Raw genomic sequence first — 26,251 nt, forward strand, 5'->3', positions numbered from 1 at the left:
CCGGGCGGTACGCCGACGGCGGCCGATCGTGAAGCTTTCGCGGGTGATGCCCGCGTGACCTGCGGTCAGGCCTGCTGCGGCGCCGTGTACGTGCGCGCCCTCCCCAGCAATTCCGGGTGCAGGGCCGCGCCCGCCTCCAGCAGCCGGGGCAGCAGCGCGCGCTGGGTCGTCCCCGCGAGGAAGGTGAGCGCGACGGTCACCTCGTGGTCCGGCCGGTGCACGATCTCGACCGGGTCCCCCGCACGGATCAGCCCGGGCTCCAGCACGCGCAGGTACGCCCCGGGCCTGGCCCGTTCCGTGAAGCGCTTGACCCACTTCGGTTCACCCAGATGGCCCTGGAAGGTGCGGCAGGGGATCCGGGGAGAGGTGATCTCCAGCAGCACCTCGCGTCCGACCCGCCAGCGCTCGCCGATCAGCGCGCCGGAGACGTCGAGGCCCGACGTCGTGAGGTTCTCGCCGAAGGAGCCGTTGGCCAGCGGGCGCCCCAGCTCGCGCTCCCACGCGTCGAGGTCCTCGCGCGCCATCGCGTACACGGCCTGGTCGTCTCCGCCGTGGTGCCGTGTGCTGCACACCGCGTCCCCGGCCAGCCCGCTCGCCCCGACGCCCTTGGGACCGGGCGCCGCGACCCGTACGGGCTCGTCGACCGGGCGCTTGTCGATCCCGGTCACGCCGTCGGGGTGGTCCGTGTACGGAACGGCCTTCGCCCGGCCGAGATTCACAGAGAGAAGCCTCATGGCGGCACGGTAAGCGACAAAAACCAAAGTGTCGACGCATTATTCGGCGCCGTACCCAAGATGCGCTTATGCTCGGAGCGTGATCGAGGCCCGTCATCTGCGCGTTCTGCGCGCCGTCGCCACCACCGGCTCCTTCTCCGCCGCGGGACGCGAGCTCGGCTGCACCCAGCCCGCCGTCAGCCAGCAGATGAAGGCGCTGGAGACGTCCGTGGGGACGCCCCTGCTGGTGCGCACGGGCCGCGAGATGCGGCTGACGCAGGCCGGCGAGGCGCTCGTCCGGCACGCCTCGGGCATCCTCGCCGGCCTCACCGCGGCCGAGGAGGAGGTCGCCGCGATCGCCGGGCTGCGTGCCGGGCGGGTCCGGCTGGTGTCCTTCCCCAGCGGCAGCTCCACCCTCGTCCCGACCGCCCTCGCCGCCCTGCGCGCCGCGCACCCCGGCACGCGGGTCTCGCTGGAGGAGGCCGAGCCGCCCGAGTCCGTCGACAAGCTGCGGGCCGGCGACTGCGACGTCGCGCTCGCCTTCCGCTACGAGGGCGCGCCCGGCGCGGAGGAGTGGGACGACCTCGTCGTCCGGCCGCTGCTGACCGACCGCCTCGTGGGGCTGGTGCCCGAACGGCACCCGCTCGCGCGGTCCGGGTCCGTCGCCATCGGCGAACTCGCCGACGAGCCGTGGATCGCGGGCTGCCCGCGCTGTCGCGGCCAGTTGATCGAGGTTTGCGCGGGGGCCGGTTTCACGCCGCGCATCGACTTCGCCACCGACGACTATCCGGCGGTGGTCGGCCTGGTGGGCGCGGGCCTCGGGGTGGCGGTGCTGCCGCAGCTGGCGATCGAGTCGGTACGGCCACGGGGGGCGCGGGCGGTGACGCTGGAGCCGTCGGTGCGGCGGGAGATCGTCGCGCTGACGCTGCCCGACCTGGCGCAGGTGCCGGCGGTGCGCGCGACGCTGGATCAGCTGGCGCGGGCGGCGGCCCGGTAGTCACGCCGCGTGGTCCTCGGCGGGGCACGCTCCTCGGTCCTCGGCGCTGACAGTTCCCGATGCGGGGTGCGTACGGCCGGCTGCGCGCCGGCGCACCCTTAGTCGTCGGCGGTGGTACGCCCGGCGGCCGTCGGCCGGTGGGAGGCGCCCGTCGTCAAAGGCAGGGGCACGCCTGCGCGCGCTCCACTGGAGAAACGTTCCTTCAGCTGTTGGAGGCGGAGTTTGCGCCGGACGCCGACGCCGGCACCAGCCGGTGGCGCGCCCGTCCCATGAGTTCCTCGCGCTCGTCCTCGGTCAACCCGCCCCACACGCCGTACGGTTCACGCACCGCCAGCGCGTGTGCCGCGCACTGCGCGCGGACCGGGCACCTCATGCAGACCTCTTTGGCCGAGTTCTCGCGAGCACTCCGAGCCGCCCCGCGCTCGCCCTCCGGATGGAAGAAGAGCGAGCTGTCCACGCCGCGACAGGCAGCCAGGAGCTGCCAGTCCCACAGGTCCGCGTTCGGTCCGGGAAGGCGGGAGAAATCTGCCATTGCGTGACCCCTTGCAGCCGTTCTGAGCGGATACGGTGCCCACGACCGTACATCTACGATCTAAGGAGATGAAAATATGACTCATTGCGAATCTAGCCTCAGACACCAACAGATGGGAAGAAATGGGTCTAAATGGGGCACGGGTTGTGATGAAAGCTTGTGGGTCCGCCCCGCATGTCCGCGACGTGTTCGCGCCCTCACGTAGAGTGCCGAAGACGGCACACAGCCCCGTAACTCTTTCGAGTGACCGTCGTTGAGAGTGCGGAGGCGGTTGAAAACACAAGCGCTCGGGCAGGCGTCCGAGTCGGTCGACCGCACAGGTGACGATTTCGTACCAGCCTGGAGGCTCAAGGTGACGCGCATCAGCTGCGGAGGGCGGCCATGACTTCCGTCCTCGTCTGCGACGACTCCCCGCTTGCCCGAGAGGCGCTCCGCCGCGCGGTCGCGACCGTGCCCGGCGTCGAGCGTGTGACGACGGCGGCCAACGGCGAGGAAGTCCTCCGCCGCTGGGGTGCCGACCGCTCGGACCTCATCCTGATGGACGTACGCATGCCCGGACTGGGCGGCGTCGAGACGGTGCGGCGGCTGCTGTCCGCCGACCCCGGTGCGCGCATCATCATGCTCACCGTCGCGGAGGACCTGGACGGCGTGGCCCTCGCGGTCGCCGCCGGGGCCCGGGGGTACCTGCACAAGGACGCCTCCCGCGCGGAGCTGCGTGCCACGGTCACGCAGGCGCTCGCCGACCCGACCTGGCGGCTCGCCCCGCGCCGGCTGCGCTCCGCCGAGATGGGAGCCGCGCCGACCCTCACCGCGCGTGAGATCCAGGTGCTCGAAGGCATGAGCCACGGCCGTTCCAACGCCGAGATCGGCCGCGAGCTGTTCCTCTCCGAGGACACGGTCAAGACCCACGCCCGCCGCCTGTTCAAGAAGCTCGGCGCCTCGGACCGGGCGCACGCGGTGGCGCTCGGCTTCCGCTGGGGCCTGGTGCGCTGACGCTGCCGCGTGGTGCCGCCGCGTGTCCCGGTGAGCGGGGGCGGCGACGAGCCCCCGCTCGGGTGGGGGAGGAGGCGACACGATGGGGGTACCTCCCTGCCGGGCCTCGGCCGGACCCGCGAACGGTGCGGTCCGCGCCGGACGGGCACGGAAACCGCAGGCCCAGGGCTTCCATGCCGGGCGCGTACGGCGGCCGACGGGGCGTGACCGCCGCGCCGCCGGCGTGCGGACGCCGACGGGGCAGCGCCGAGGCGCCGGGCTTGATGCCGGCGTCGGACGTGGAACGGCGGCATGCGGATTCCCAGCCGGGCGCTCGGGCCCGCCGGCACGTGCGCGGGCTTCACGTACCGGAGTCTCCGGGGCTCGGGGGCCCAATTCCGGGCGTGTGTGCGAGCGTGCCCCGTGGAATGCCGTCGTGCGTGGTCACAGGGGTCGCACCGGGGTCCCGGACGGGGGCGCGTACCGCGCTCTCGGCGGGAGCGGTGGTGCGGGCCGGCCGACCGGCGCTGCTCGTTTCGGCGCGGATGCCGCATCCTTGAGGTGTGGAGTTCCTCGGGGACGAGTCGGTCGAGCGGAAGGGGAGGGCGCAGGGGATGACTTCCGGCGCACCTGCTCATAACGCTTCGGTGCACAACAACGGAGGCAGTGCCGCGGAGCATCCGGCCGCAGGGCACCATGGACCGATGCGTGACGACGAGACGGCCACCCCCCACGGGGCGATCGGTGCGCTCGTCCACCGCGCGGTCGACGGGGACGAGCAGGCCACGCACGATCTGCTCGCCCACGTACACCCACTGGCGCTGCGCTACTGCCGCACCCGGCTGTCCCGCCTTCCGGGGGACGCGCGCCACTTCGTGGAGGACCTGGCCCAGGAGGTCTGCGTCGCCGTCCTGCTCGCGCTGCCGCGCTACAGGGACACCGGGCGCCCCTTCGAGGCCTTCGTCTTCGCCATCGCCGCGCACAAGGTCGCCGATCTGCAGCGGGCGGCCATGCGGCACCCCGGCTCGACGGCGGTCCCGTCCGACGAGATGCCCGAGCGGCCGGACGACTCGCTCGGCCCCGAGGAGCGGGCGCTGCTCAGCAGTGACGCCGAGTGGGCCAAGAAACTGCTGGCCAACCTGCCCGAGAACCAGCGCGAGCTGCTCCTGCTGCGCATCGCGGTGGGCCTCACGGCGGAGGAGACCGGTCAGATGTTGGGAATGTCACCAGGAGCGGTACGGGTGGCTCAGCACCGTGCGCTGAGCAGGCTGCGGGCGCTGGCCGAACAGTAGGGCCGGGCCCGCCGGATGAACGGGCGCGCCGGGCGTTCCGTACGAACATACGAAGCTTGCCACCGCCCACAACCGTGGAATGTACGACCCGCGCTTCCCGTTAGCATGGAGATCCGCACCGAGCAAGGCCATTTGGGGAAGGTGTCATGACTGCCAACGTCGACGGAGTGCCCGCAAAGTTCGCGACCCTCGGGCTGACCTACGACGACGTGCTGCTGCTGCCGGGTGCATCGGAAGTGCTCCCCAACGCGGTCGACACTTCGTCCCGCATCTCCCGCAACGTCCGCGTGAACATCCCGCTGCTCTCGGCGGCGATGGACAAGGTCACCGAGTCGCGCATGGCGATCGCGATGGCCCGCCAGGGCGGCGTCGGCGTCCTGCACCGCAACCTGTCCGTCGAGGACCAGGCCAACCAGGTCGACCTGGTCAAGCGGTCCGAGTCCGGGATGGTCACCGACCCGATCACGGTGCACCCCGAGGCGACGCTGGCCGAGGCCGACGCCCTGTGCGCCAAGTTCCGCATCAGCGGTGTCCCGGTCACCGACGGCAACAAGAAGCTGCTCGGCATCGTGACCAACCGCGACATGGCCTTCGAGACCGACCGCTCCCGCCGGGTGCGCGAGGTCATGACGCCGATGCCGCTGGTCACCGGCAAGGTCGGCATCTCCGGCGTCGACGCCATGGAGCTGCTGCGCCGCCACAAGATCGAGAAGCTCCCGCTGGTGGACGACGCGGGCATCCTCAAGGGCCTCATCACGGTCAAGGACTTCGTCAAGGCCGAGCAGTACCCCCGGGCCGCCAAGGACGCCGAGGGCCGGCTGATCGTCGGCGCGGCCGTGGGCGCCAGTCCCGAGGCACTGGAGCGGGCCCAGGCGCTGGCCGAGGCCGGTGTGGACTTCCTGGTCGTCGACACCTCGCACGGCCACAACAGCAACGCCCTGAGCTGGATGTCGAAGATCAAGTCGAGCGTCCACGTCGACGTGATCGGCGGCAACGTCGCCACGCGTGACGGCGCCCAGGCGCTGATCGACGCCGGCGTCGACGGCATCAAGGTGGGCGTGGGCCCCGGCTCGATCTGCACCACCCGCGTGGTCGCCGGCATCGGTGTCCCGCAGGTCACCGCCATCTACGAGGCCTCCCTCGCGGCCCGCCCGGCCGGTATCCCGCTGATCGGCGACGGCGGCCTGCAGTACTCCGGCGACATCGGCAAGGCCCTCGCGGCCGGCGCCGACACCGTGATGCTGGGCAGCCTCCTCGCGGGCTGCGAGGAGTCGCCGGGCGAGCTGCAGTTCATCAACGGCAAGCAGTTCAAGTCCTACCGCGGCATGGGTTCGCTCGGTGCGATGCAGTCCCGCGGCCAGGCCAAGTCGTACTCCAAGGACCGCTACTTCCAGGCCGACGTCGGCTCCGACGACAAGCTCGTGCCCGAGGGTGTCGAGGGCCAGGTGCCCTACCGCGGCCCGCTGGCCAACGTGCTGCACCAGCTCGTCGGCGGTCTGCGCCAGACCATGGGGTACGTGGGCGCGGCGACCATCGAGGAGATGGAGTCCAAGGGCCGGTTCGTCCGGATCACGTCGGCGGGCCTGAAGGAGAGCCACCCGCACGACATCCAGATGACCGTCGAGGCGCCGAACTACAGCCGCAAGTGACGCACACGCGCGCGTGAGGGCCGATCAGGGGCGGTCCCGGGGTTCCGGGGCCGCCCCTGTCGTACGGGTCGGGGATACTGGAAGGCGCTGAAACGCATCAGGGAAAGGCCACACACGTGACTGAGATCGAGATCGGGCGCGGCAAGCGCGGCCGCCGGGCGTACGCCTTCGACGACATCGCCGTCGTGCCCAGCCGCCGTACGCGGGACCCGAAGGAGGTCTCGATCGCCTGGCAGATCGACGCCTACCGCTTCGAGCTGCCGTTCCTGGCCGCCCCCATGGACTCGGTCGTCTCGCCGGCCACGGCCATCCGCATCGGCGAGCTCGGCGGCCTGGGCGTGCTGAACCTCGAAGGCCTGTGGACGCGGTACGAGGACCCGCAGCCGCTGCTCGACGAGATCGTCGGCCTGCCGGTCGAGGCCGCGACCCGCCGCCTCCAGGAGATCTACGCCGCGCCGATCAAGGAGGCGCTGATCGGGCAGCGCATCAAGGAGGTGCGCGACTCCGGCGTGGTCACCGCGGCCGCGCTCTCCCCGCAGCGCACGGCGCAGTTCTCCAAGGCCGTGGTGGACGCGGGCGTGGACATCTTCGTCATCCGCGGTACGACGGTCTCCGCGGAGCACGTGTCGTCCTCGCACGAGCCGCTGAACCTGAAGCAGTTCATCTACGAGCTCGACGTCCCGGTGATCGTCGGCGGCTGCGCCACCTACACGGCCGCCCTGCACCTGATGCGCACGGGCGCGGCCGGTGTCCTGGTCGGCTTCGGCGGCGGCGCCGCGCACACCACGCGCAACGTGCTCGGCATCCAGGTGCCGATGGCCACGGCGGTCGCCGACGTGGCGGCGGCGCGCCGGGACTACATGGACGAGTCCGGCGGCCGGTACGTGCACGTGATCGCGGACGGCGGGGTCGGCTGGTCCGGTGACCTGCCCAAGGCGATCGCCTGCGGCGCCGACGCGGTGATGATGGGCTCCCCGCTCGCGCGCGCGACGGACGGCCCGGGCAAGGGCCACCACTGGGGCATGGAGGCCGTCAACGAGGAGCTGCCGCGCGGCAAGAAGGTCGACCTCGGCACGGTCGGCACCCTCGAGGAGATCCTCACCGGCCCGTCCCACACGCCGGACGGCTCGATGAACATGTTCGGGGCCCTGCGCCGTGCCATGGCCACGACCGGCTACAGCGAGCTGAAGGAGTTCCAGCGGGTCGAGGTGACGGTGGCGGACTCGCAGCACCGCCGGTAGTCCCGCGACGCGACGCGAAAGGGCCCGTCCACGCTGCGTGGACGGGCCCTTCGGCGTGCCGTAGGGCGCCGGACGGCGTCCCTGCCTACGCCGCGGCCTTCTTGGCGCCGGAGAACGCGGTGATCGCGCCGATGGCGAGGAACAGGAACGTCATCGCGTCGGCGGACTCCTGCCAGGCCTCCGTCAGCAGGTCCAGGTTCTCGGTGAACATGGTGGTCGCGGAGACGCCGAGCAGGTCGGCGGCGAGGATCGCGCCGCCGATGAGCTGCCCGAGGTAGACGGCGCCCAGGGAGAGCAGGGCGCTCAGCACCGGCAGCACCGGGTTGGCCCCGCCGACCTTGCCGGCCGCGAAACCGACGAGGAAGCCGACGCCGATCGCCGCGTAGCCGATCTCGTACTCGGTGGCGCCGACGACGGCGCCGTAGACACCGGCGGTGACCAGGGCCACGACGACGGCGGTCACCACGCCGAGGGCGAGGTTGCCTCGCGCGGGCGCGGGCGGCGCCGGCGGGACGGGAACCGGCTGCTGCGCGAACGGGTTGCCGTCGGCCGGCGGCGGCGGTACTGACTGGGTCATGACAGGAATCCCCCCACGGGACTGACGAAGGAGCGGCCTCCGCGCACGGGTGTGCGACGGGGACGCCGAAGAGTAACAGGACCACCGGCCCGGTCCACCAGCGAATTCCTCCCCCCGCCCCAAGAGGTCAGAGCCGGTGTGCCGCGCCGGTCGGAGTCGTGCCCCGGGTGTCGAGCAGGAGCTGCGCCTTCACCGACAGGCCCTGCAGGTCGTAGGTGCGGTGGTTCTGGAGCAGGATCGTGAGGTCGGCCTCGGCCGCCGCCTCGTAGAGGGAGTCGGCGCGCGGGACCGGGCGGTCGAGGATGCTCCAGGACGGGATGTGCGGGTCGTGGTAGCTGACGGCGGCGCCGAGTTCCACCAGGCGGATCGCGATCTCCCGCGCGGGGGTTGCCTGCTGGTCGGCGAGGTCGGCCTTGTAGGTGACGCCGAGCAGGAGCACGCGCGCGCCGCGGGCCGACTTGCCGTGCTCGTTGAGGAGGGTGGCGGCGCGCTGGACGACGTACCGGGGCATCCGGCTGTTGACCTGCTGGGCCAGTTCCACCATGCGCAGGCCGCGGCCCGCGCGGCCGGTGAGGTCCTGCGGGACGGCGTGGCCGCCGACGCCGGGGCCGGGGCGGAAGGCCTGGAAGCCGAACGGCTTGGTCTCCGCGCAGCGGATGACGTCCCACAGGTCGACGCCCAAGTCGTGGCACAGGACGGCCATTTCGTTGACGAGGGCGATGTTGACGTGCCGGTAGTTGGTCTCCAGGAGCTGTACGGTCTCGGCCTCGCGGGGGCCGCGCGCGCGGACCACCTTGTCGGTGAGGCGCCCGTAGAAGGCGGCGGCCGACTCGGTGCAGGCGGGGGTGAGGCCGCCGATCACCTTGGGGGTGTTGGCGGGGGTGAAGTCGCGGTTGCCGGGGTCGACGCGGCTGGGTGAGTAGGCGAGGTGGAAGTCGCGGCCCGCGCGCAGCCGGGAGCCCTCCTCGAGCAGCGGGCGGAGCCATTCCTCGGTCGTGCCCGGGTACACGGGCGACTCCAGGATGACCGTGGTGTGCGGGCGCAGCCGTGCGGCCAGGGTGCGGGCGGCCGCCTCCACCTGGCTCAGGTCCACTCCGCCGTCCGCGCTCCTGGGGGTCGGGGCGCAGATGACCGCGGTGCGCACCCGCCCGAGCTCACTCGGGCCCGCGGCGTGCCGGAAGCCCCCCGAGAGCATCCGGCGCAGTTCCGCGGGGCTGAGCGAGCCGGGTTCGGGACCGGTCTTGTAGCCGACGGTGGGGACACCGGCGGCCACGGCGGCCTGCGCCAGCGGCAGGCCGAGCGGGCCGAGTCCGATGACGGCGAGATCTGCGGGCATGGCGTGGGCCGTCCTTCCCAGTAACCGAAGCGGGACAGGTGCGCAAGCCCTGTGGACACAATGAGCGAGCGCAATGTCAGACTAGGAGTAAATATGACCGTTTTGCGGTATTGCGCGCGCTCGTGTCCGCGCGCGTGTCCGCTTCCGGCCGCCGGCATCCGCGCAGGTTGTCCACAGGCCGCAGGTGTGTGGTGGCTGAAGTCGGACGACGCGGTCAGACTTTGAGCACGGGGGATGTGGACCGGGCCTCGCCCGAGAGGTGCGGCCGACTCCGGGCGACGAGCGGGAGGCAGCGGTGAGGACAGGGACACTGGGGCCGGAGCAGCGTGCCGAGTCGCTCGCGGCGATGGCCGAGCGGGAGCTGGACGTGCTGGTGGTGGGCGGCGGAGTGGTGGGCGCGGGCACCGCGCTGGACGCCGTGACCCGTGGCCTGTCGACGGGCCTGGTCGAGGCGCGCGACTGGGCGTCGGGCACGTCGAGCCGGTCCAGCAAGCTGATCCACGGCGGCCTGCGCTATCTGGAGATGCTCGACTTCTCCCTCGTCCGCGAGGCCCTCAAGGAGCGCGGCCTGCTGCTGGAGCGGCTGGCCCCGCACCTGGTGAAGCCGGTGCCCTTCCTCTACCCCTTGCAGCACAAGGGGTGGGAGCGGCTGTACGCCGGTTCGGGCGTCGCGCTCTACGACGCCATGTCGATGGCCCGCGGGCACGGGCGCGGCCTGCCGCCGCACCGGCACCTGAGCCGCCGTCACGCCCTGCGCGTGGCACCGGCCTTGAAGAAGGACGCGCTGGTCGGCGCGTTGCAGTACTACGACGCCCAGATGGACGACGCCCGGTTCGTCGCGACACTGGTGCGCACGGCGGTGTCGTACGGCGCGAAGGCGGCCAACCGCGCGCGGGTCACCGCTTTCCTGCGCGAGGGCGAGCGGGTGGTCGGGGCCCGGGTGCGGGACGTCGAAGGGGGCGGCGAGTACGAGATCCACGCCAAGCAGATAGTCAACGCGACCGGCGTGTGGACCGACGACACCCAGGCGATGGTGGGGGAACGGGGACAGTTCCACGTCCGGGCGTCCAAGGGCATCCACCTCGTCGTGCCCAAGGACCGCATCCACTCCACCACCGGACTGATCCTGCGCACCGAGAAGTCCGTGCTGTTCGTCATCCCCTGGGGCCGGCACTGGATCATCGGCACCACCGACACCGACTGGGACCTCGACAAGGCGCATCCCGCCGCGTCCAGCGCGGACATCGACTACCTGCTGGAGCACGTGAACTCGGTGCTCGCCGTGCCGTTGACGCGGGACGACGTCGAGGGCGTGTACGCCGGCCTGCGGCCGCTGCTCGCCGGCGAGTCGGAGGCCACCAGCAAGCTGTCCCGCGAGCACACCGTCGCGCACCCGGTGCCGGGTCTGGTCGTGGTGGCGGGCGGCAAGTACACGACGTACCGGGTGATGGCCAAGGACGCGGTCGACGAGGCCGTGCACGGGCTCGACCTGCGGGTCGCCGAGTGCGTCACCGAGGACGTGCCGCTGCTCGGCGCGGAGGGGTACCGGGCGCTGTGGAACGCCCGGGCGCGGATCGCCGCCCGCACCGGCCTCCACGTGGTGCGCGTGGAGCACCTGCTGAACCGGTTCGGGTCGTTGGCGGAGGAAGTGTTCGAACTCATCGGCGCGGATTCCTCGCTGGGCGAGCCGCTCACGGGCGCCGACGACTATCTGCGCGCCGAGGTCGTGTACGCCGCCTCGCACGAGGGCGCGCGCCACCTGGACGATGTGCTGACACGGCGCACCCGGATCTCCATAGAAACCTTCGACCGGGGTACCCGCTGTGCACGAGAGGCCGCCGAGTTGATGGCGCCGGTGCTCGGCTGGGACAAGGACCGGATCGAGCGGGAGGTGCGGCACTACGAGAAGAGGGTGGAGGCCGAGCGCGAGTCGCAGCGCCAGCCGGACGACCTGACGGCGGACGCGGCGAGGCTGGGGGCGCCCGACATCGTGCCTCTGTAGGAACTGGGGGCACCCGGGGCGTGAGCCGCTTGTCGGGTGAGGGACAATGGAGGCTCTGTCAGGGCGGGTTGCATGAGGGGACGCATGTCGGAGGCGGAGCGGGCGGGGACATCCCGTCAGGACACTCGTCAGGACAAGAGCGAGCGTCTTCTCGCCGGGCGGTACCGGCTGGGAGACGTGCTCGGCCGCGGCGGCATGGGCACGGTGTGGCGCGCCGAGGACGAGACCCTCGGCCGCACGGTCGCCGTCAAGGAACTGCGGTTCCCGTCCAACATCGACGAGGACGAGAAACGCCGGCTCATCACGCGCACCCTGCGCGAGGCCAAGGCCATCGCGCGGATCCGCAACACCAGCGCGGTGACGGTGTTCGACGTGGTCGACGAGGACGACCGGCCGTGGATCGTGATGGAACTCGTCGAGGGCAAGTCCCTGGCCGAGGTCATCCGTGAGGACGGCACGCTCCAGCCCCGGCGCGCCGCCGAGGTCGGCCTCGCCGTCCTCGACGTGCTGCGCTCCGCGCACCGCGAGGGCATCCTGCACCGCGACGTGAAGCCGTCCAACGTGCTGATCGCCGACGACGGCCGGGTCGTGCTCACCGACTTCGGCATCGCCCAGGTCGAGGGCGACCCGTCCATCACCTCCACCGGCATGCTCGTCGGCGCGCCCTCCTACATCTCCCCGGAGCGGGCCCGCGGCCACAAGCCCGGGCCGGCGGCCGACCTGTGGTCGCTCGGCGGTCTGCTGTACGCGGCGGTCGAGGGCGTCCCGCCGTACGACAAGGGCTCCGCGATCGCCACCCTCACCGCGGTGATGACCGAGTCGCTGGAGGAGCCGAAGAACGCGGGACCGCTCAGGGACGTCATCCACGGGCTGCTCACCAAGGACCCCGAGAAGCGTCTCGACGACGCCGGTGCGCGGGCCATGCTCAAGGCCGTGATCAACGCGCCCGACCCGAAGACGGCCGAGCCGGCGGACGCGACCAAGGTCGTACCGCTGCCCCCGCAGCCGGACGGGCCCGCGAGCAGCGGGAGTGCGAAGGGTGGCGAGGGCCGGGAAGGCGCCGACCGGCTGCGCGGGGCGCTGCGGTCGGCGCGCAAGGCCGCGGTCGCGACCGGCACGGCGGCGGGCGCCCGCACGGCCTCCGGCGGCACGGGCGGTTCGAACGCCACCGCGGGGCGCACGACCGCTGTGGCGGCGTCGGACTCCGGCGCGCAGTCCTCGGGCGGGTCGTCGGGCGGCCGGAGTTCCGGGTGGCCCGTGATGACGCCGCCGGACCTCCCCCCGCGGCCGGTGCCGAGGGCGCCGCTCACCGACGTGGTGCCGCGGCGGACGCTGGTGGTCATCGCCGTGGTCGTGGCGCTCGCCGTGCTGGGCGTCGTGCTGGCCGTGGTGCTCAACTCCGGTGACGGATCCGACCGGTCCGGTGGCGGGGGCGACAAGTCGGTCGCCGGTCCGAGCAGGAGCGCCGACACCAAGTCGGACGACGAGGGCGCCCACACGGACGGCGCGGGGACCGCGTCGGCCTCGGCGGGCTCCACCCCGGGCGAGAAGACCCCCGGCGCGAGCGGCGGGGCGGCGGCCGGTGACGGCGACGAGGACTCGGAAGGCTCCTCGGACTCCGGCGGTTCCTCGGACGGCACGGCCACGGAGACGACGTACAAGGGCGGCCAGGGGTACGCCATCGGACTGCCCAAGGGCTGGAAGTACGGGTCGTCGGACGCGGCCGGCGACCGGTTCACCGGGCCCGACGGGCAGAAGCTGCTGATCGCCTGGACCTCCACGCCCAAGGACGACCCCGTCCAGGACTGGAAGAACCAGGAGCGCTACATGACGCGCTCGCGGTACGACCGGATCCGCATAGAGGCGGTGGACTACCGCGGCTGGAACACGGCCGACTGGGAATTCACCTATGTCGACGGCGGTACGAAGTACCGCACGATCGACCGGGGGTTCGTCGTCAACGACCATCAGGGCTACGCGTTGATGTACACGGCGAAGGCCGCGACGTGGGACGGGGCGCTGCGCGGGACCACCTGGCGGACGCTGACCGCGAGCTTCGAACCGAAGGCGTGAGCGGGCCGGGAAGCGGGTTCGGGACATGAAGTCCCGTGAGATCCGCCCATCCCTCCGTGCGGGTTGCCTCCGGCACGTATCGTGAGTGGTTGCGAACCGTACGCATCGGGAACGCATCCGGAACGGGACGCCACACGAACGGAATTGACCACCGGGCGGCCGGGGGAGGCAACGTGGACGACTATGCGGGGCGCGTACTCGCCGACCGCTACCGCCTGCCGCTGCCGCCCTCCGACGAGTACGAACTCACGGAGACCCGGGCCTTCGACACCTACAGCGGGCAGGAAGTCCTGGTGCGGCAGGTGCCGTTGCCGGAGGTCGTCGAGGCGGAGGTGCTCGACGCGGAAGGGCTGCCCGAGGGGTTCACGGCGCGTGACCGTGCGGCCGGGCGGTCGGCGGCCGGGCGCGTGGGGGCCGTCCGGCGGCCCACGGACCCGGCGGTACGGCGTGCGGTGGAGGCCGCCCAGGCGGCGGCCGCGATCCCGGACCATCCGAGGCTCGACCAGGTCTTCGACGTGTTCGCCGAGAGCGGGTCGCTGTGGGTGGTCAGCGAGCTGGTGGCGGCCCGGCCGCTGGCCGCGCTGCTCGCCGAGCAGCCGCTGACGCCGTACCGGGCGGCCGAGGTCGCCTCCGACGTGCTCACGGCGCTGCGGGTGCTGCACGCGCACGGCTGGGTGCACCGGAACATCACCGCGCGGACCGTGCTGGTCTGCGACGACGGGCGCGTCATGCTGACCGGCCTGGCGGTGGGGGCGGCGGAGGAGGCGCTGTGCGGGTACGACCCGGTGCCGGCGCCCCTGTACGACGACGGCCCGACTGCCGGTGCCACGGGCACGTCGGGGCCTGCCGCTGCCGCGCCCCTCGGGGCGAACGGCCTGAGCGGCCCCGGGGCCGGTGGTCCCGGCGGTGTCGATCCCGAGGCCGCCCGGCGCGCCGCCATCGAGGCGCGGGCGGCCGGAGGGCTGCCGGCGCCGGGCGGACCCGGCCGGCGGCGTCGCGGGTCCGGCCGCGCCCGCCCGCGGGCGCAGGAGTCCGGCGGGGACATCCGGGCGGCGCGGGCCGGGGCGATCGCCGCCTACCGGGCCGGAGCGCGGGCCGCGGCCCGGGTCCAGGAGGCCCAGCAGAGCGGGCGCGCGGCGCTGCCCGGCGCCCGGCCCGCGTCCGAGGGCGACACGGTCCGGCCGCCGCTCACCCGAGGGCCCGAGGGCGGTCCGCCGGGCCGGATCGCCGACCCGTACGGCGTACGCGCCACGTCCTGGCACGGCGCGGGACCGCGCAACCCCGGTGCCGGGACGGGAAACCACGGGCAGTCCCAGGCCAACGGCCTGACCCAGCCCGCCCTGCCGCCGCACGGCAACGGCCTGGCTCAGCAGGGCGTGCCGCACCAGGGTGACGGCCCGACCCGGCCGGGCATCCAGCCCCCGGCCCGCGGCAACGGCCTCGCTCACCACGCCGTGCCCGTCCCCGCCCAGGGGGCGGCACCTCAGGCCCGTACCGCCCCCGCCACGGGCGCCCGCTGGGACGACCTCGTGGCCGGCACGCCCGCGGCCCGCCGCGGCCCCGCCACCGCCCTGGCGGCGGAGCGGGCGCGGCAGGCGCGGATGGCCGTGGTGGGGCCGGTGACCGAGCGGTGGGCGCCGGAGCAGGCGGGGCCCGTGCACGAGAACTGGCAGCTCGCGCCGCCCATCGGCCCTGCGACCGACCTGTGGGCGCTGGGGGCGCTGCTCTTCAGGGCCGTACAGGGACACGCGCCCTATCCGGAGGAGTCGACGGCCGAGCTGGTGCAGTTGGTGTGCGCCGAGCCGCCCGCCTTCGCCGAGGAGTGCGGACCGCTGCGGCCCGTCGTGGAGTCGCTGCTGCGTCAGGACCCGACCGAGCGGCTGGACTTCGAGGAGCTGCGCGGCTGGCTGCGTTCGCTGGTGCGGTCCGCGCCGGAGCCGGAGGCCGGCGTGCACGTCGTCCCCGCGCCGCCGCCCGACGCGAGCCGGCTGCCGATCGTGCGCCGCAAGGGCGAGCTGGTGCGCAGGCGGCGCGCCGGACTGCCCGCGCGGCACGGACGGCACAAGCGCGGCAAGGAGAGGACGCGTTCACCGCGCAGCCTCGGCCGCACCCTGCTGGTGCTGATACTGCTCGCACTGGCCGGTGCGATCGCGTACGCCGTGCTGTTCATGCCGAAGGCCGGCGAGGGCGTCGACAGCGGTGCGACGCCCGACCGGACGGGGGCCGCCGGGCAGGCCGGCCAGGCGCCCGAGCCGACGCCGGAGGCGAGCAGCGAGCCGCGCCCCGACCAGAACTCGCCGCAGGACGAGCCGACCGGGACGCAGGCCCAGGTCGCGGAGGGCTTCACCCTGCACGAGGACCCGGAGGGCTTCCGCGTCGCGGTCGCCGAGGGCTGGCAGCGCACGCCCCGGAACGGCAGCGGCCAGGTTGTCTACTCACAGGGCGACTTCGAGCTGATCGTGGTACCCGGCCGGGACGGTGCGCAGGAGTACGGCAGCGATCCGATGGCGTACCAGCGGGAGCGGGAGCCGGAGTTGCGGCCGTACCGGGAGTCGAGCTGGGCCACGTCCACCGGCCTGAAGACCATCGAGGTGGGCGGACGGACCATGGCCGAGGGGCAGTTCACCTGGAGTGACGACGCGGGCCGCGACCTGTTCGTGCGCAATCTCGCGATGCTCCTCGACGGGCGCTACCACGTGCTCCAGGTGCGCGGCCCGGAGGCCGAGCGGGACGAGGTGACCCGGCTGTACGAGCAGGCGGCGGCGACCTACGGGCCCACCGGCTGAACCGGCGGGGGCCAGTCGGGCCGATGGTTCCCTGTCGTCACGGAAAGCGACAACCGTCACAGTGCGGTTTCCTTGGCGCTCGCGTGGTTCCCCGTTCGCGGGCCTGTCCTTACGCTGACCCTGTCAAGAGCATTGCGGGGAAACGTGAATCAGATGCAGGGCCGGCTCGTCGGGGGCCGCTACCGGCTCACCGAAACCATCGGCAGCGGTGGCATGGGCCGGGTGTGGCGCGCCCATGACGAGGTGCTGCACCGAGCGGTCGCCATCAAGGAGTTGACCGCCGCGCTCTACGTCTCCGACAACGACCAGGCCGTCCTGCTGGCCCGCACCCGGGCGGAGGCCCGCGCCGCGGCGCGCATCAACCACTCGGCCGTGGTCACCGTGCACGACGTCCTCGAACACGACGGCCGGCCGTGGATCGTCATGGAGCTGGTCGAGGGACGCTCGCTCGCCGACGCGGTCAAGGAACGGGGCCGGGTCGAGCCGGCCGAGGCCGCCCGGGTCGGCCTGTGGGTGCTGCGCGCGCTGCGGGCCGCGCACACCGCCGGCGTGCTGCACCGGGACGTCAAGCCCGGCAACGTCCTGCTCGCCGACGACGGCCGGGTACTGCTCACCGACTTCGGCATCGCGCAGATCGACGGCGACACGACCATCACCCGTACGGGAGAGGTCGTCGGCTCGGTCGACTACCTCGCCCCCGAGCGGGTCCGCGGGCACGATCCGGGACCGGCCTCCGACCTGTGGGCGCTCGGCGCGACGCTGTACACGGCTGTGGAGGGCACCTCGCCGTTCCGCCGCACCTCGCCGCTGTCCACCATGCAGGCCGTCGTCGAGGAGCACCCCGCCGAGCCCCGGTACGCCGGCGCGCTCGGACCCGTCATCACCGCGCTGCTGCGCAAGGAACCGGCCGTGCGGCCCGCGTCCGACGAGGCGGAGCGCCTGCTGGCCGAGGTGGCGGACGGGCGCCTCCCGCAGGTCACCGAGGTGCTGGTGCCCCCGGCACGACAACCTCGGACGGGCCCGGCACGGCAGGAGACCCGGGCGCACTCCCGGCCGCACCCGTTCGAGCCCGCCCCGGCGGCCGTGCCGACCCGGCGGTGGCGCCGGATGCGCACGCCGGCCCTCGTCGTGGCCGTCGCCGCGGTCGTCGGCGGGGCCGGTGCGGTGGTGGTGCAGCAGTGGGACGACGGCCGCTCCCGGGACGGCGCGTCCCCGTCGGTCACGTCGTCCGTCACCCCCGGCCCCTCCGACTCGCCGAGCCCTCGGGAGTCCGTCCCGGACACCTGGGTGCGCAAGGACGACCCGGCGGGTTTCAGCCTCTCGCTGCCCAGCGACCGCTGGCAGCGGGAGGTGTTCGGCGTCCAGGGCGACCTCACGCAGATCGACTACACGCCCGACGGCGGAACACACCTCGTGCGCATCGCCGTCGACACCTCACCGGACTTCGACGACCCCTACGAGCACCAGCTGGACCTGGAGGAGCAGCTCCAGCGGCTGGCGCAGTATCAGCGCGTGACCATGGAGAAGAACACCTACCGGGACCGCGAGGGCTCCCTGTGGGAGTACACCTGGACCGCGCTGGAGACCGACCCCGGCGACTACGCCGGACCGCGCCGGGCCGTCGAGGAGATGTACCTGTCCCGGGACGGCGTCGAGTACGCGATCTACATGTCGGGTCCCGCGGCGGACTGGGAGACGACGCGGGAGCAGTTCGACACGCTGCTGCTGAGCTGGCGGCCGGGAAACCCGGCCTGAGCGCGCACTGCGCCGACCGAGCGGCCGTCCTGGCACGGCATGGTCGTTTGTCGGCCATGCCACCCGTTCGGCCCGGAGGGTCCTCCTCCGGCTGGGGCATGATGTGCCCATGGGGAGCGAGGGGGCCGGCGAGCGGGTCATCGCGGGCCGTTACCGGCTTCAGGCGGCGCTCGGACGGGGCGGCATGGGTGTCGTCTGGCGGGCCACCGACCAGCTGCTCGGCCGTCAGGTGGCCGTCAAGGAACTCGTCCCGGACGACTCCCCCTCGGCGGCCCGCGTCCGCTCCGCACGCGACCGCACGCTGCGCGAGGCGCGTGCGCTGGCGCAGTTGCGTCACCCGCACATCAGCGTGGTCCACGACGTCGCCGAGGACGGCGACCGCCTGTACATCGTCATGGAGCTGATCGACGGCGGCTCCCTCGCCGACCGGATCGCCGCGCACGGCCCGGTCGACGCCCGCGAGGCCGCCCGGATCGGCATCGCCCTGCTCGGCGCGCTGCGCGCGGCGCACGAGGCCGGGGTCCTGCACCGCGACCTCAAGCCGGCCAACGTCCTCATCGAGTCCGGCACCGGCCGCGTCGTCCTCACCGACTTCGGCGTCGCCCAGGTCGAGGGCGCCACGACACTCACCGAGTCGGGAACGTTCGTCGGCTCGCCCGAGTACACCGCGCCCGAGCGGATGTCGGGGTCGGACACCGGACCGGCCTGCGACCTGTGGTCGCTCGGCGTGCTGCTGTGCGCCGCGGTCAGCGGTGCATCGCCGTTTCACCGCGACTCGTTGGGCGGCGTCCTGCACGCCGTGGTCGCCGCGCCGATCCGGCCGCCCGCGCAGGCCGGACCGCTGCTGCCCGTCGTCCGCGGGCTGCTGGAGCGCGACCCGGAGCGGCGGCTGGACGCGGCGCAGGCCGAGCGGATGCTGCGGGACTTCCTGGAGACGGGCCGTACGCCGCAGACGTCCCGCCGGCAACGCTCCCCGCGGGACCGACTGGTGATCGCCGTGCTGGTCGCCGCGATGGTGGCGGCGGGCGTGTCGGCGGCCGCGCTGTTCGTCAACGGCGGCGGGGGCGGCGGCGGTACGCCGGGGAGCCCGACGTCGAGCACGTCCTCGAGCGCGCCCGCGACGCCGTCCATCAGCGGCTCCGGCAGGCCACCCAAATAGGAGATGTGCGACGACGTGCGTCACGGGTCTGTGACCGGTGAGCCCGTGCGGTGGATGCGGCACGGCCTGCCGCGATATGCATGAACGCATGAGCAGCAACGGGGGAGCCCGCCACCGGGCCGACGAGCCAACGAGTTTCGGTCTGCAACCGCCGGTGCAGCCCGCCGCCGTACCGCACCCGGACAACCCGTACGCGACGCCCGCCCACGTCGTGCCGCCGCAGCAGCACGGCCACCACGGCCCGCAGCAGCACCCTGCGCACCCGGCACCGCAACAGCCTCCTCACCAGCCCTCGCCTCAGCCCCCGCAGGACCCCGGCGCCGGTCGGCTGATCGCCGGCCGCTACCGGCTGCTGGCCAGGCTCGGGCACGGCGGCATGGGCACGGTGTGGCGCGCCAAGGACGAGACGGTCGACCGGGAGGTCGCCGTCAAGGAACCCCGGGTTCCGGACCATCTTCCCGAGCGTGAACGCGCCAACGCCTTCGAGCGGATGCGCCGCGAGGCCCGCGCCGCGGCCCGGCTCGACCACCCGGCGGTGGTCAACGTGCACGACGTCGCCGTCGTGGACGGCCGGCCGTGGATCGTGATGGAGCTGGTGCGGGGACGTTCCCTCGGCAACGCGCTCCAGGAAGGCACCCTGTCCGCCCGCGAGGCGGCCAGGATCGGCCTGGAGGTGCTCGGCGCGCTGGAGGCCGCGCACGCCGCCGGCATCCTGCACCGGGACGTCAAGCCGGACAACGTCCTGCTGGGCCGACGCGACCGCGTCGTCCTCACCGACTTCGGCATCGCCCAGATCGAGGGCGAGACGAACCTGACCGACACCGGCGGCTTCGTCGGCTCGCCCGAGTACATCGCCCCGGAGCGGGTGCTGGGCCAGCGCCCCGGCCCCGCGTCGGACCTCTGGTCGCTGGGCGTCGTGCTCTACGCCGCCACGGAGGGCGTGTCGCCCTTCCGCCGCAGCAACACCCCGGCCACCCTCCAGTCCGTGCTCAACGCCACGCCCGCGCCGCCCGCGTCGGCGTCCGGTCCGCTCGCCGAGGTCATCAACGGCCTGCTCCAGAAGGACCCGGCGCGCCGCCCGAACGCCGCCCGGGTCCGCTTCCTGCTGGAGGCCGCCGCCAGCCCGCCCGCGCCGGTGGCCACGCAGGTCGTGACGGTGGGCGCAGGCGACAGCGGGCGGGGCGGCGGCATCCGGCTGGGCCGCGGGACCCTGCTCGGGCTGGGCGCGGCGGTCGTCGCGGCAGCGGTGGCGGCGTACCTGGTGATCGCCGACCCGTTCGCCGGCCCGCTGCCCGAGGGCTGGAAAACCAGGGCCGAGAAGGACGTCGCCGCGACCGTCGCGTACCCCGACGGCTACGAGCGGCAGGTCCCCGAGGACGCCGACGACGGCCACTGGGTGACGTACACCGACCCGAGCGGCAGCATCTGGATCGGCCTGCGGCTCGACAAGAAGTCCGAGGACACGACCAACTCCATCCAGGCGTCGGCGGGCGCGGAGATGTACGAGGACAACCGCGTCTTCGAGGAGAGCGGCAGCTACGACTTCGGCATGCCGGAGAACCCGGCCACCAAGCCGGACGACGGGATCACGTACCGGGGCAAGGACGCCGCGCGGAACACCATCACGTACCGGACGACCGACAGCCAGAGCCCCCGCCCGCGGGAAGTGCAGATCTTCTACTACCGCAACTCCGAACAGGACATGTACAAGCTCACGATCAGCTACCCCGGCGCGGGCGACTTCACCGAGCGCGGACGTGAGGTGGCCCGGGCCGCGATCGCCAACCTGGACATCGACAAGCTCTGAACTCACGTCGACAAACAAGCGTCCCACGGGGTAGGGATGGGACATGAGTGACGGCGGTGAACACCAGCGCGACGGACGCCTGGTCGGCGGGCGCTACCGGTTGACCGAGCGCATCGGCTCCGGCGGCACGGGCACCGTCTGGCGCGCGCTGGACGAACTCGCCGGGCGCGAAGTCGCCGTCAAGCAGCCCCGGTTGCCGGACGACCCGGAGGACGAGAGCCACCGCCGGGCCGCCCACCGCCTGTACCACGAGGCCCGGGCCGCCGCCCGCGTCGACCACCCGTCCGCCGTCGTCATCCACGACGTCGTGGAGGAGGACGGGATCCCCTGGATCGTCATGGAGTCGGTCCGGGGCCACTCCCTCCACGAGGTGCTGCGACGCGGCCCCGTCCCGCCCGCGGAGTCCGCCCGGATCGGCCTCGCCGTCCTCGGCGCCCTGCGCGCCGCGCACGCCGTCGGCATCGTCCACCGGGACGTCAAACCGGCGAACGTCCTCGTCGAGTCCGGCACCGGCCGCGTCGTCCTCACCGACTTCGGCATCGCCCACGTCCCGGACGAGCAGTCCCTCACCGGCGGCGGCGAGTTCGTCGGCTCGGCGGAGTTCGTCGCGCCGGAGCGGATGTCCGGCCGCAGCGCGGGTCCCGCCACCGACCTGTGGTCCCTGGGGGCCCTCCTGTACGCCGCCGTCGAGGGCCGGTCCCCGTTCGGCCGTACGACACCGGAGTCGACGCTTGCCGCGATCCTCGCCGCGGACCCGCCCGAGCCGAAGCAGGCAGGCCCGCTGGGCCCGCTCATCGCCCGGCTGCTCGCGAAGGACCCCGAACAGCGGCCGGCGCCGGAGGAGGTCGCCGCGGAGCTGGGGGCGGTCGCCGCGGAGCTGGGGGTGGTGGCCGGGGCGTGGCCGCAGGCATCGGACGGCACGGCGACGCCCGCTCGGACGGCCACGAGGCAGCCCGGCCGGTCGGGGCAGTCGAAGTCTCCGGCCGCGTCGAAGCCGGCTGCCTCAGTGAAACCGCCGGAGTCGCCGGAACTGCCGGAGCCGCCGAAGTCACCGGCGTCACTCGAACTCGGCCCCTCCCGGCGCCCCGTGCACCCCCTCCGCCGCCCCGTCCCCGCCGTCCTGCTCGGCATCCTCGTCACCGGCGGCGTCTGGTTCGGCACCTCGTCCTTCCGCCCCGACCCCCACCCCGGCGGCACAGCGGCCCCGGAGCCCACCGCCACCACGGGCGCGTCTCCCGGCCCCATCTGGGTCGCGCACCGGGAGAAGGACATGGCCGCCGTCCTCTCCCTGCCCGGCGACTACGAGGAGGCCGCCCGCGAGGGCAGCGCCGACGATCCGCCCCGCCTGGTCGTGTACGACGTCGACCACACGATCCAGGTCCGCCTCACCCGGTGGGACGAGGCACCCTTCTCCCCGATGACCCGGGCCCGTCAGGCGCACGCCGCCTGGGACAGCCACGGCGGCGACGCCCGCACGCGGTACACCCGTACGACCTTCGACGGCCGGGACGCCGTTCTCGCCGACACCACGTACAACATGGCGCAGGACCCGACCCGCGTCATGCAGCTGGTGATCCTCACCGACGACAGCCGTATGTACGAGCTCCGCGTCGACATGCCCAAGGGCACGCCGGACGAGAAGAGGGGTACCGCCGTGTTCCGCGGCGCCCGCGACCGACTCGAGATAGAAGCCGGGCCGGCGTCGACAACGCCCTGATCAGCGGGTTCGTTGCCAGTGATCACTGGCGGTATGTGTGTACTCCGTGAATCCCGATTACCGACGGGTACACAAAGCGTTCGCCTGGGCATACCCTGCGGCTCATGACGGACTCGCAGGCCCTGGCGCAGGCCACGCACACCACCGGCACCAACCCGCTCGCCCCCGCTCCCGAGGGCGCCCGTACCGCCGCGGACGTGGTCACCCCCGAGCTGGTCGCCCAGCTCACCCGGGGCGTGGCCGGTTCCGGCCGGACCGCCAACCACTCGCCGTTCACCGGCGAGAAGCTGGCCGACCTGCCCGAGTCCACGCCGCAGGACGTGCAGAAGGCGTTCGAGGCGGCCCGTACCGCACAGGCCGTGTGGGCGCAGACGCCGGTACGGCGGCGCGCGGCCGTCCTGCTGCGCTTCCACGACCTGGTGCTGGAGCGCCAGGGCGAGGTGCTGGACCTGATCCAGCTGGAGACCGGGAAGGCCCGGCTGCACGCCCACGAGGAGGTGCAGGCCGTAGCCGTCGCGGCCCGCCACTACGGCCGTAAGGCCCCCGCCTATCTGCGGCCCAAGCGGCACACCGGCGCCATCCCGACCCTGACGAAGGTCACCGAACTGCGCCACCCGCGGGGCGTGATCGGCCAGATCGCCCCCTGGAACTACCCGCTGGAGCTGTCGGTCGGCGACGCGCTGCCGGCCTTCGTCGCGGGCAACGCCGTGGTGATGAAGCCGGACACCGAGACCTGCCTCACCGCCCTCTGGGCGCGCGACCTGCTGATCGAGGCCGGGCTGCCCGCCGAGGTCTTCCAGGTCGTCCTCGGCGACGGCCCGGTCGTCGGCCCCGAGGTCGTCAAGCACGCCGACTACGTCTCCTTCACCGGCTCCACCCGCACCGGCCGCGAGGTCGCGCAGGGTGCCGCCGCCCGTCTGGTCGGCGTCTCCCTCGAACTGGGCGGCAAGAACGCCATGCTGGTGCTGCAGGACGCGGACGTGGAGAAGGCCGCCGCCGGCGCCGTCCGCGCGTGCTTCTCCTCCGCGGGCCAACTGTGCATCTCCATCGAGCGGTTGTACGTCCACGAGTCGATCGCCGACGCGTTCCTGGAGCGCTTCGCGGCCCGCACCAAGGCCATGCGGCTCGGCAGGTCCCTCGCGTACGGCGCGGACATGGGGTCGCTGGTGGGCGAACGCCAGCTGGAGACCGTCAAGCGGCACGTGGAGGAGGCGGTGGCCAAGGGCGCGAAGCTCGTCGCGGGTGGCACCGCCCGCCCGGACATCGGCCCGTACTTCTACGAGCCGACCATCCTCGACGGTGTCGAGCCGCCCATGGCCGTCTGCACCGAGGAGACTTTCGGCCCGGTCGTGGCCGTCTACCGCTTCACGACCGACGACGAGGCGATCGAGCACGCCAACTCCACGCCGTACGGCCTGAACTCCTCGGTCTGGACGAAGGACGCGCGCCGCGGCCGCGAGGTCGCGGCCCGCCTGCGCACCGGCACCGTCAACATCAACGAGGGCTACGCGCCGGCGTACGGCAGCGTCCAGTCCCCGATGGGCGGCATGAAGGACTCCGGCCTGGGCCGCCGCCACGGCTCCGAGGGCATCCTCAAGTACACGGAGGCCCAGACGATCGCCCACCAGCGCCTGCTGCCGATGGCGCCGTCGCTGGGCATGGACGACGAGAAGTACGCGCAACTCATGAGCAGGAGCTTGCGGCTCATGAAGGCGTTCCGGTTCCGGTGACGCCCTGCTTCCAGGGGCGCGGGGCTGTGTCGACACGCGGCTGCGCCGCGTGGGCGTGAGCGACCACAGACGGCCCGCACGCGAAACTCAACGAGGAGACATCCGTGCACCAGGACACCTATGACTACGACGTCATGGTCGTCGGCTCCGGCTTCGGCGGCTCGGTCACCGCCCTGCGCCTCACCGAAAAGGGATACAAGGTCGGCGTTCTGGAGGCGGGCCGTCGCTTCACCCGCGAATCCCTCCCCAAGAACTCCTGGGACCTCAAGAACTACCTGTGGGCCCCCAAGCTCGGCATGTACGGCCTGCAGCGCATCCACCTGCTGGGCAACGTCATGGTGCTGGCCGGCGCGGGCGTCGGCGGGGGCTCGCTCAACTACGCCAACACCCTCTACGTCCCGCCGAAGCCCTTCTTCGAGGACCCCCAGTGGGGCCACATCACCGACTGGCAGGACGAGCTCGCGCCGTACTACGACCAGGCCCAGCGCATGCTCGGCGTCCGGCTGAACCCGACGATGACGCCCTCCGACGTGCACCTGAAGGCCGCCGCGCAGCGGATGGGCGTGGGCGACACCTTCCACATGGCGCCGGTCGGGGTCTTCTTCGGCGACGGCGAGGACGCCGACGGCACGGTCCGGGCGCGCCCCGGCGAGGAGGCGGCCGACCCGTACTTCGGCGGCGCCGGCCCGTCCCGCCGCGCCTGCGCCGAGTGCGGCGAGTGCATGACCGGCTGCCGGCACGGCGCCAAGAACACCCTGAACGAGAACTACCTGTATCTCGCCGAGAAGGCGGGCGCGGTCGTCCATCCCATGACCACGGTCGTGGCGCTCACCGACGACTCGCGGGGCGGGTACGCCGTCACCACCGTGCCCACCGACCAGCGCGGGAAGGGCGGCGGCCGCACCTTCCGCGCCCGGCGCGTCGTCCTGGCGGCCGGCACCTACGGCACCCAGACCCTGCTGCATCGCATGAAGGCCACGGGCCGGCTGCCGTACCTCTCCGAGCGCCTCGGTGAGCTGACCCGCACCAACTCCGAGGCCCTGGTCGGCGCCCAGACCACCAACCGCCGCTACCGCAAGCTCACCGGCGAGCGGAAAGTCGACTTCACGCGCGGCGTCGCCATCACGTCCTCCGTCCACCCGGACGCCAACACCCACATCGAGCCGGTCCGTTACGGCAAGGGCTCCAACGCGATGGGCGGCATGGCGATCCTGCAGGTCCCGTACGCGCAGGGCTCCTCGCGCGTCCTCGCCTTCCTGCGCAACGCCGCCCGCCACCCCCTCCAGTTGCTCCGCTCCCTCAACAACCACCGCTGGTCGGAGCGGACGATCATCGGCCTGGTGATGCAGTCGCTGGACAACTCGCTGACGACGTACCTGAAGCCGGACGGCGTCGGCAAGGGCCTGCTGACCGCACGGCAGGGCCACGGCGCCCCCAACCCCAAGCAGATCAGGGCGGCTTCGGAGGGCGCCTCGGCGATCGCCGCCGAGATCAACGGCTTCGCCGGCAGCAACATCGGCGAGCTGATGGGCACCCCGCTCACCGCGCACTTCCTCGGCGGCTGCCCGATCGGCGACTCCCGCGAGACCGGCGTGATCGACCCCTATCACCGGCTGTACGGCCACCCGGGCATCTCCGTCGTCGACGGCGCCGCCGTCTCCGCCAACCTGGGCGTGAACCCGTCCCTCACCATCACCGCACAGGCCGAGCGGGCGATGTCGTACTGGCCGAACAAGGGCGACGCCGACCCGCGCCCGCGGCAGGGAGCGGCGTACGAACGCCTGAAGGCCGTCGAGCCGAAGTCGCCGGCGGTCCCGGCGGACGCGTTCGGCGCACTGCGGCTGCCGTTCCTGGGAATGCCGGCCGTACCGCCGAAGAAGCAGTAGCCCGAAGAACGGCAGTAGCCGAGAAAC

General features: G+C 73.0%; 18 protein-coding genes. 14 read left to right on the forward strand and 4 right to left on the reverse strand.

The features are described from left to right. Positions 1 to 65 precede the first annotated feature (65 nt). Entirely contained in the window at positions 66 to 734 is a 669-nt protein-coding gene (locus IPT68_RS21815) for an MOSC domain-containing protein (protein WP_189700529.1), read from the reverse strand. A gap of 79 nt (positions 735 to 813) precedes the next feature. On the opposite strand from IPT68_RS21815, the gene IPT68_RS21820 reads away from it, so the two are divergent. Then, positions 814 to 1,710, forward strand: a complete 897-nt coding sequence (locus IPT68_RS21820) for a LysR family transcriptional regulator (protein ID WP_189700528.1) — start codon at positions 814 to 816, stop codon at positions 1,708 to 1,710. Between the two features lie 202 nt (positions 1,711 to 1,912). Here IPT68_RS21820 and IPT68_RS21825 read toward each other — a convergent pair whose 3' ends face one another. Beyond that, positions 1,913 to 2,242, reverse strand: coding sequence for a WhiB family transcriptional regulator (locus IPT68_RS21825; protein ID WP_189700527.1), 330 nt, complete (start codon positions 2,240 to 2,242; stop codon positions 1,913 to 1,915). Between the two features lie 381 nt (positions 2,243 to 2,623). On the opposite strand from IPT68_RS21825, the gene IPT68_RS21830 reads away from it, so the two are divergent. From IPT68_RS21830 to IPT68_RS21845, 4 genes are all read left to right on the forward strand, one after another. Continuing rightward, positions 2,624 to 3,235 carry a response regulator transcription factor gene (locus IPT68_RS21830; protein ID WP_003948568.1) on the forward strand — a complete coding sequence of 204 codons (612 nt, stop codon included), beginning with the start codon at positions 2,624 to 2,626 and terminating at the stop codon, positions 3,233 to 3,235. Between the two features lie 683 nt (positions 3,236 to 3,918). Further along, a complete protein-coding gene (locus IPT68_RS21835; protein ID WP_189700526.1) occupies positions 3,919 to 4,506 on the forward strand; it encodes a sigma-70 family RNA polymerase sigma factor in 588 nt (195 codons plus the stop codon). A gap of 146 nt (positions 4,507 to 4,652) precedes the next feature. Then, on the forward strand, positions 4,653 to 6,155 hold the full coding sequence (gene guaB / locus IPT68_RS21840; RefSeq protein ID WP_189700525.1) for an IMP dehydrogenase: 1,503 nt from the start codon (positions 4,653 to 4,655) through the stop codon (positions 6,153 to 6,155). 116 nt (positions 6,156 to 6,271) lie between these two features. Then, complete coding sequence (locus tag IPT68_RS21845; protein ID WP_189700524.1) at positions 6,272 to 7,396, forward strand: GuaB3 family IMP dehydrogenase-related protein; 1,125 nt, start codon at positions 6,272 to 6,274, stop codon at positions 7,394 to 7,396. Between the two features lie 85 nt (positions 7,397 to 7,481). Here the strand turns inward: IPT68_RS21845 and IPT68_RS21850 are convergent, their stop codons facing one another. Together IPT68_RS21850 and IPT68_RS21855 are read right to left on the reverse strand one after the other, a co-directional pair. Next, on the reverse strand, positions 7,482 to 7,973 hold the full coding sequence (locus IPT68_RS21850; protein ID WP_189700523.1) for a hypothetical protein: 492 nt from the start codon (positions 7,971 to 7,973) through the stop codon (positions 7,482 to 7,484). A gap of 127 nt (positions 7,974 to 8,100) precedes the next feature. Then, on the reverse strand, positions 8,101 to 9,309 hold the full coding sequence (locus IPT68_RS21855; RefSeq protein WP_189700522.1) for a nucleotide sugar dehydrogenase: 1,209 nt from the start codon (positions 9,307 to 9,309) through the stop codon (positions 8,101 to 8,103). A gap of 295 nt (positions 9,310 to 9,604) precedes the next feature. Between IPT68_RS21855 and IPT68_RS21860 the strand changes: the two genes are divergently transcribed. The 9 genes from IPT68_RS21860 to IPT68_RS21900 all read left to right on the forward strand — a co-directional run bounded on the left by IPT68_RS21860 (position 9,605) and on the right by IPT68_RS21900 (position 26,224). Continuing rightward, complete coding sequence (locus tag IPT68_RS21860; RefSeq protein ID WP_189700521.1) at positions 9,605 to 11,311, forward strand: glycerol-3-phosphate dehydrogenase/oxidase; 1,707 nt, start codon at positions 9,605 to 9,607, stop codon at positions 11,309 to 11,311. 84 nt (positions 11,312 to 11,395) lie between these two features. Next, positions 11,396 to 13,384, forward strand: coding sequence for a serine/threonine-protein kinase (locus tag IPT68_RS21865; protein ID WP_189700617.1), 1,989 nt, complete (start codon positions 11,396 to 11,398; stop codon positions 13,382 to 13,384). A 173-nt stretch (positions 13,385 to 13,557) separates the two neighbouring features. Next, complete coding sequence (locus IPT68_RS21870) at positions 13,558 to 16,170, forward strand: protein kinase (protein ID WP_194073999.1); 2,613 nt, start codon at positions 13,558 to 13,560, stop codon at positions 16,168 to 16,170. Positions 16,171 to 16,323: 153 nt separating this feature from the next. After that, positions 16,324 to 17,925, forward strand: a complete 1,602-nt coding sequence (locus IPT68_RS21875; protein ID WP_189700616.1) for a serine/threonine-protein kinase — start codon at positions 16,324 to 16,326, stop codon at positions 17,923 to 17,925. 109 nt (positions 17,926 to 18,034) lie between these two features. Then, positions 18,035 to 19,084 carry a serine/threonine-protein kinase gene (locus tag IPT68_RS21880; RefSeq protein ID WP_189700519.1) on the forward strand — a complete coding sequence of 350 codons (1,050 nt, stop codon included), beginning with the start codon at positions 18,035 to 18,037 and terminating at the stop codon, positions 19,082 to 19,084. 88 nt (positions 19,085 to 19,172) lie between these two features. After that, entirely contained in the window at positions 19,173 to 20,891 is a 1,719-nt protein-coding gene (locus IPT68_RS21885; RefSeq protein ID WP_189700518.1) for a serine/threonine-protein kinase, read from the forward strand. A gap of 43 nt (positions 20,892 to 20,934) precedes the next feature. Beyond that, positions 20,935 to 22,608 carry a serine/threonine-protein kinase gene (locus IPT68_RS21890; RefSeq protein ID WP_189700517.1) on the forward strand — a complete coding sequence of 558 codons (1,674 nt, stop codon included), beginning with the start codon at positions 20,935 to 20,937 and terminating at the stop codon, positions 22,606 to 22,608. Positions 22,609 to 22,712: 104 nt separating this feature from the next. Continuing rightward, complete coding sequence (locus IPT68_RS21895; protein WP_189700516.1) at positions 22,713 to 24,338, forward strand: succinic semialdehyde dehydrogenase; 1,626 nt, start codon at positions 22,713 to 22,715, stop codon at positions 24,336 to 24,338. Positions 24,339 to 24,442: 104 nt separating this feature from the next. Continuing rightward, positions 24,443 to 26,224 (forward strand): GMC oxidoreductase, encoded by a 1,782-nt coding sequence (locus IPT68_RS21900; RefSeq protein ID WP_308438814.1) that lies wholly within the window; start codon positions 24,443 to 24,445, stop codon positions 26,222 to 26,224. The last annotated feature ends 27 nt before the right edge of the window (positions 26,225 to 26,251 follow it).

The organism is Streptomyces chromofuscus (assembly GCF_015160875.1).
In the GTDB taxonomy this organism is placed as follows: domain Bacteria; phylum Actinomycetota; class Actinomycetes; order Streptomycetales; family Streptomycetaceae; genus Streptomyces; species Streptomyces chromofuscus.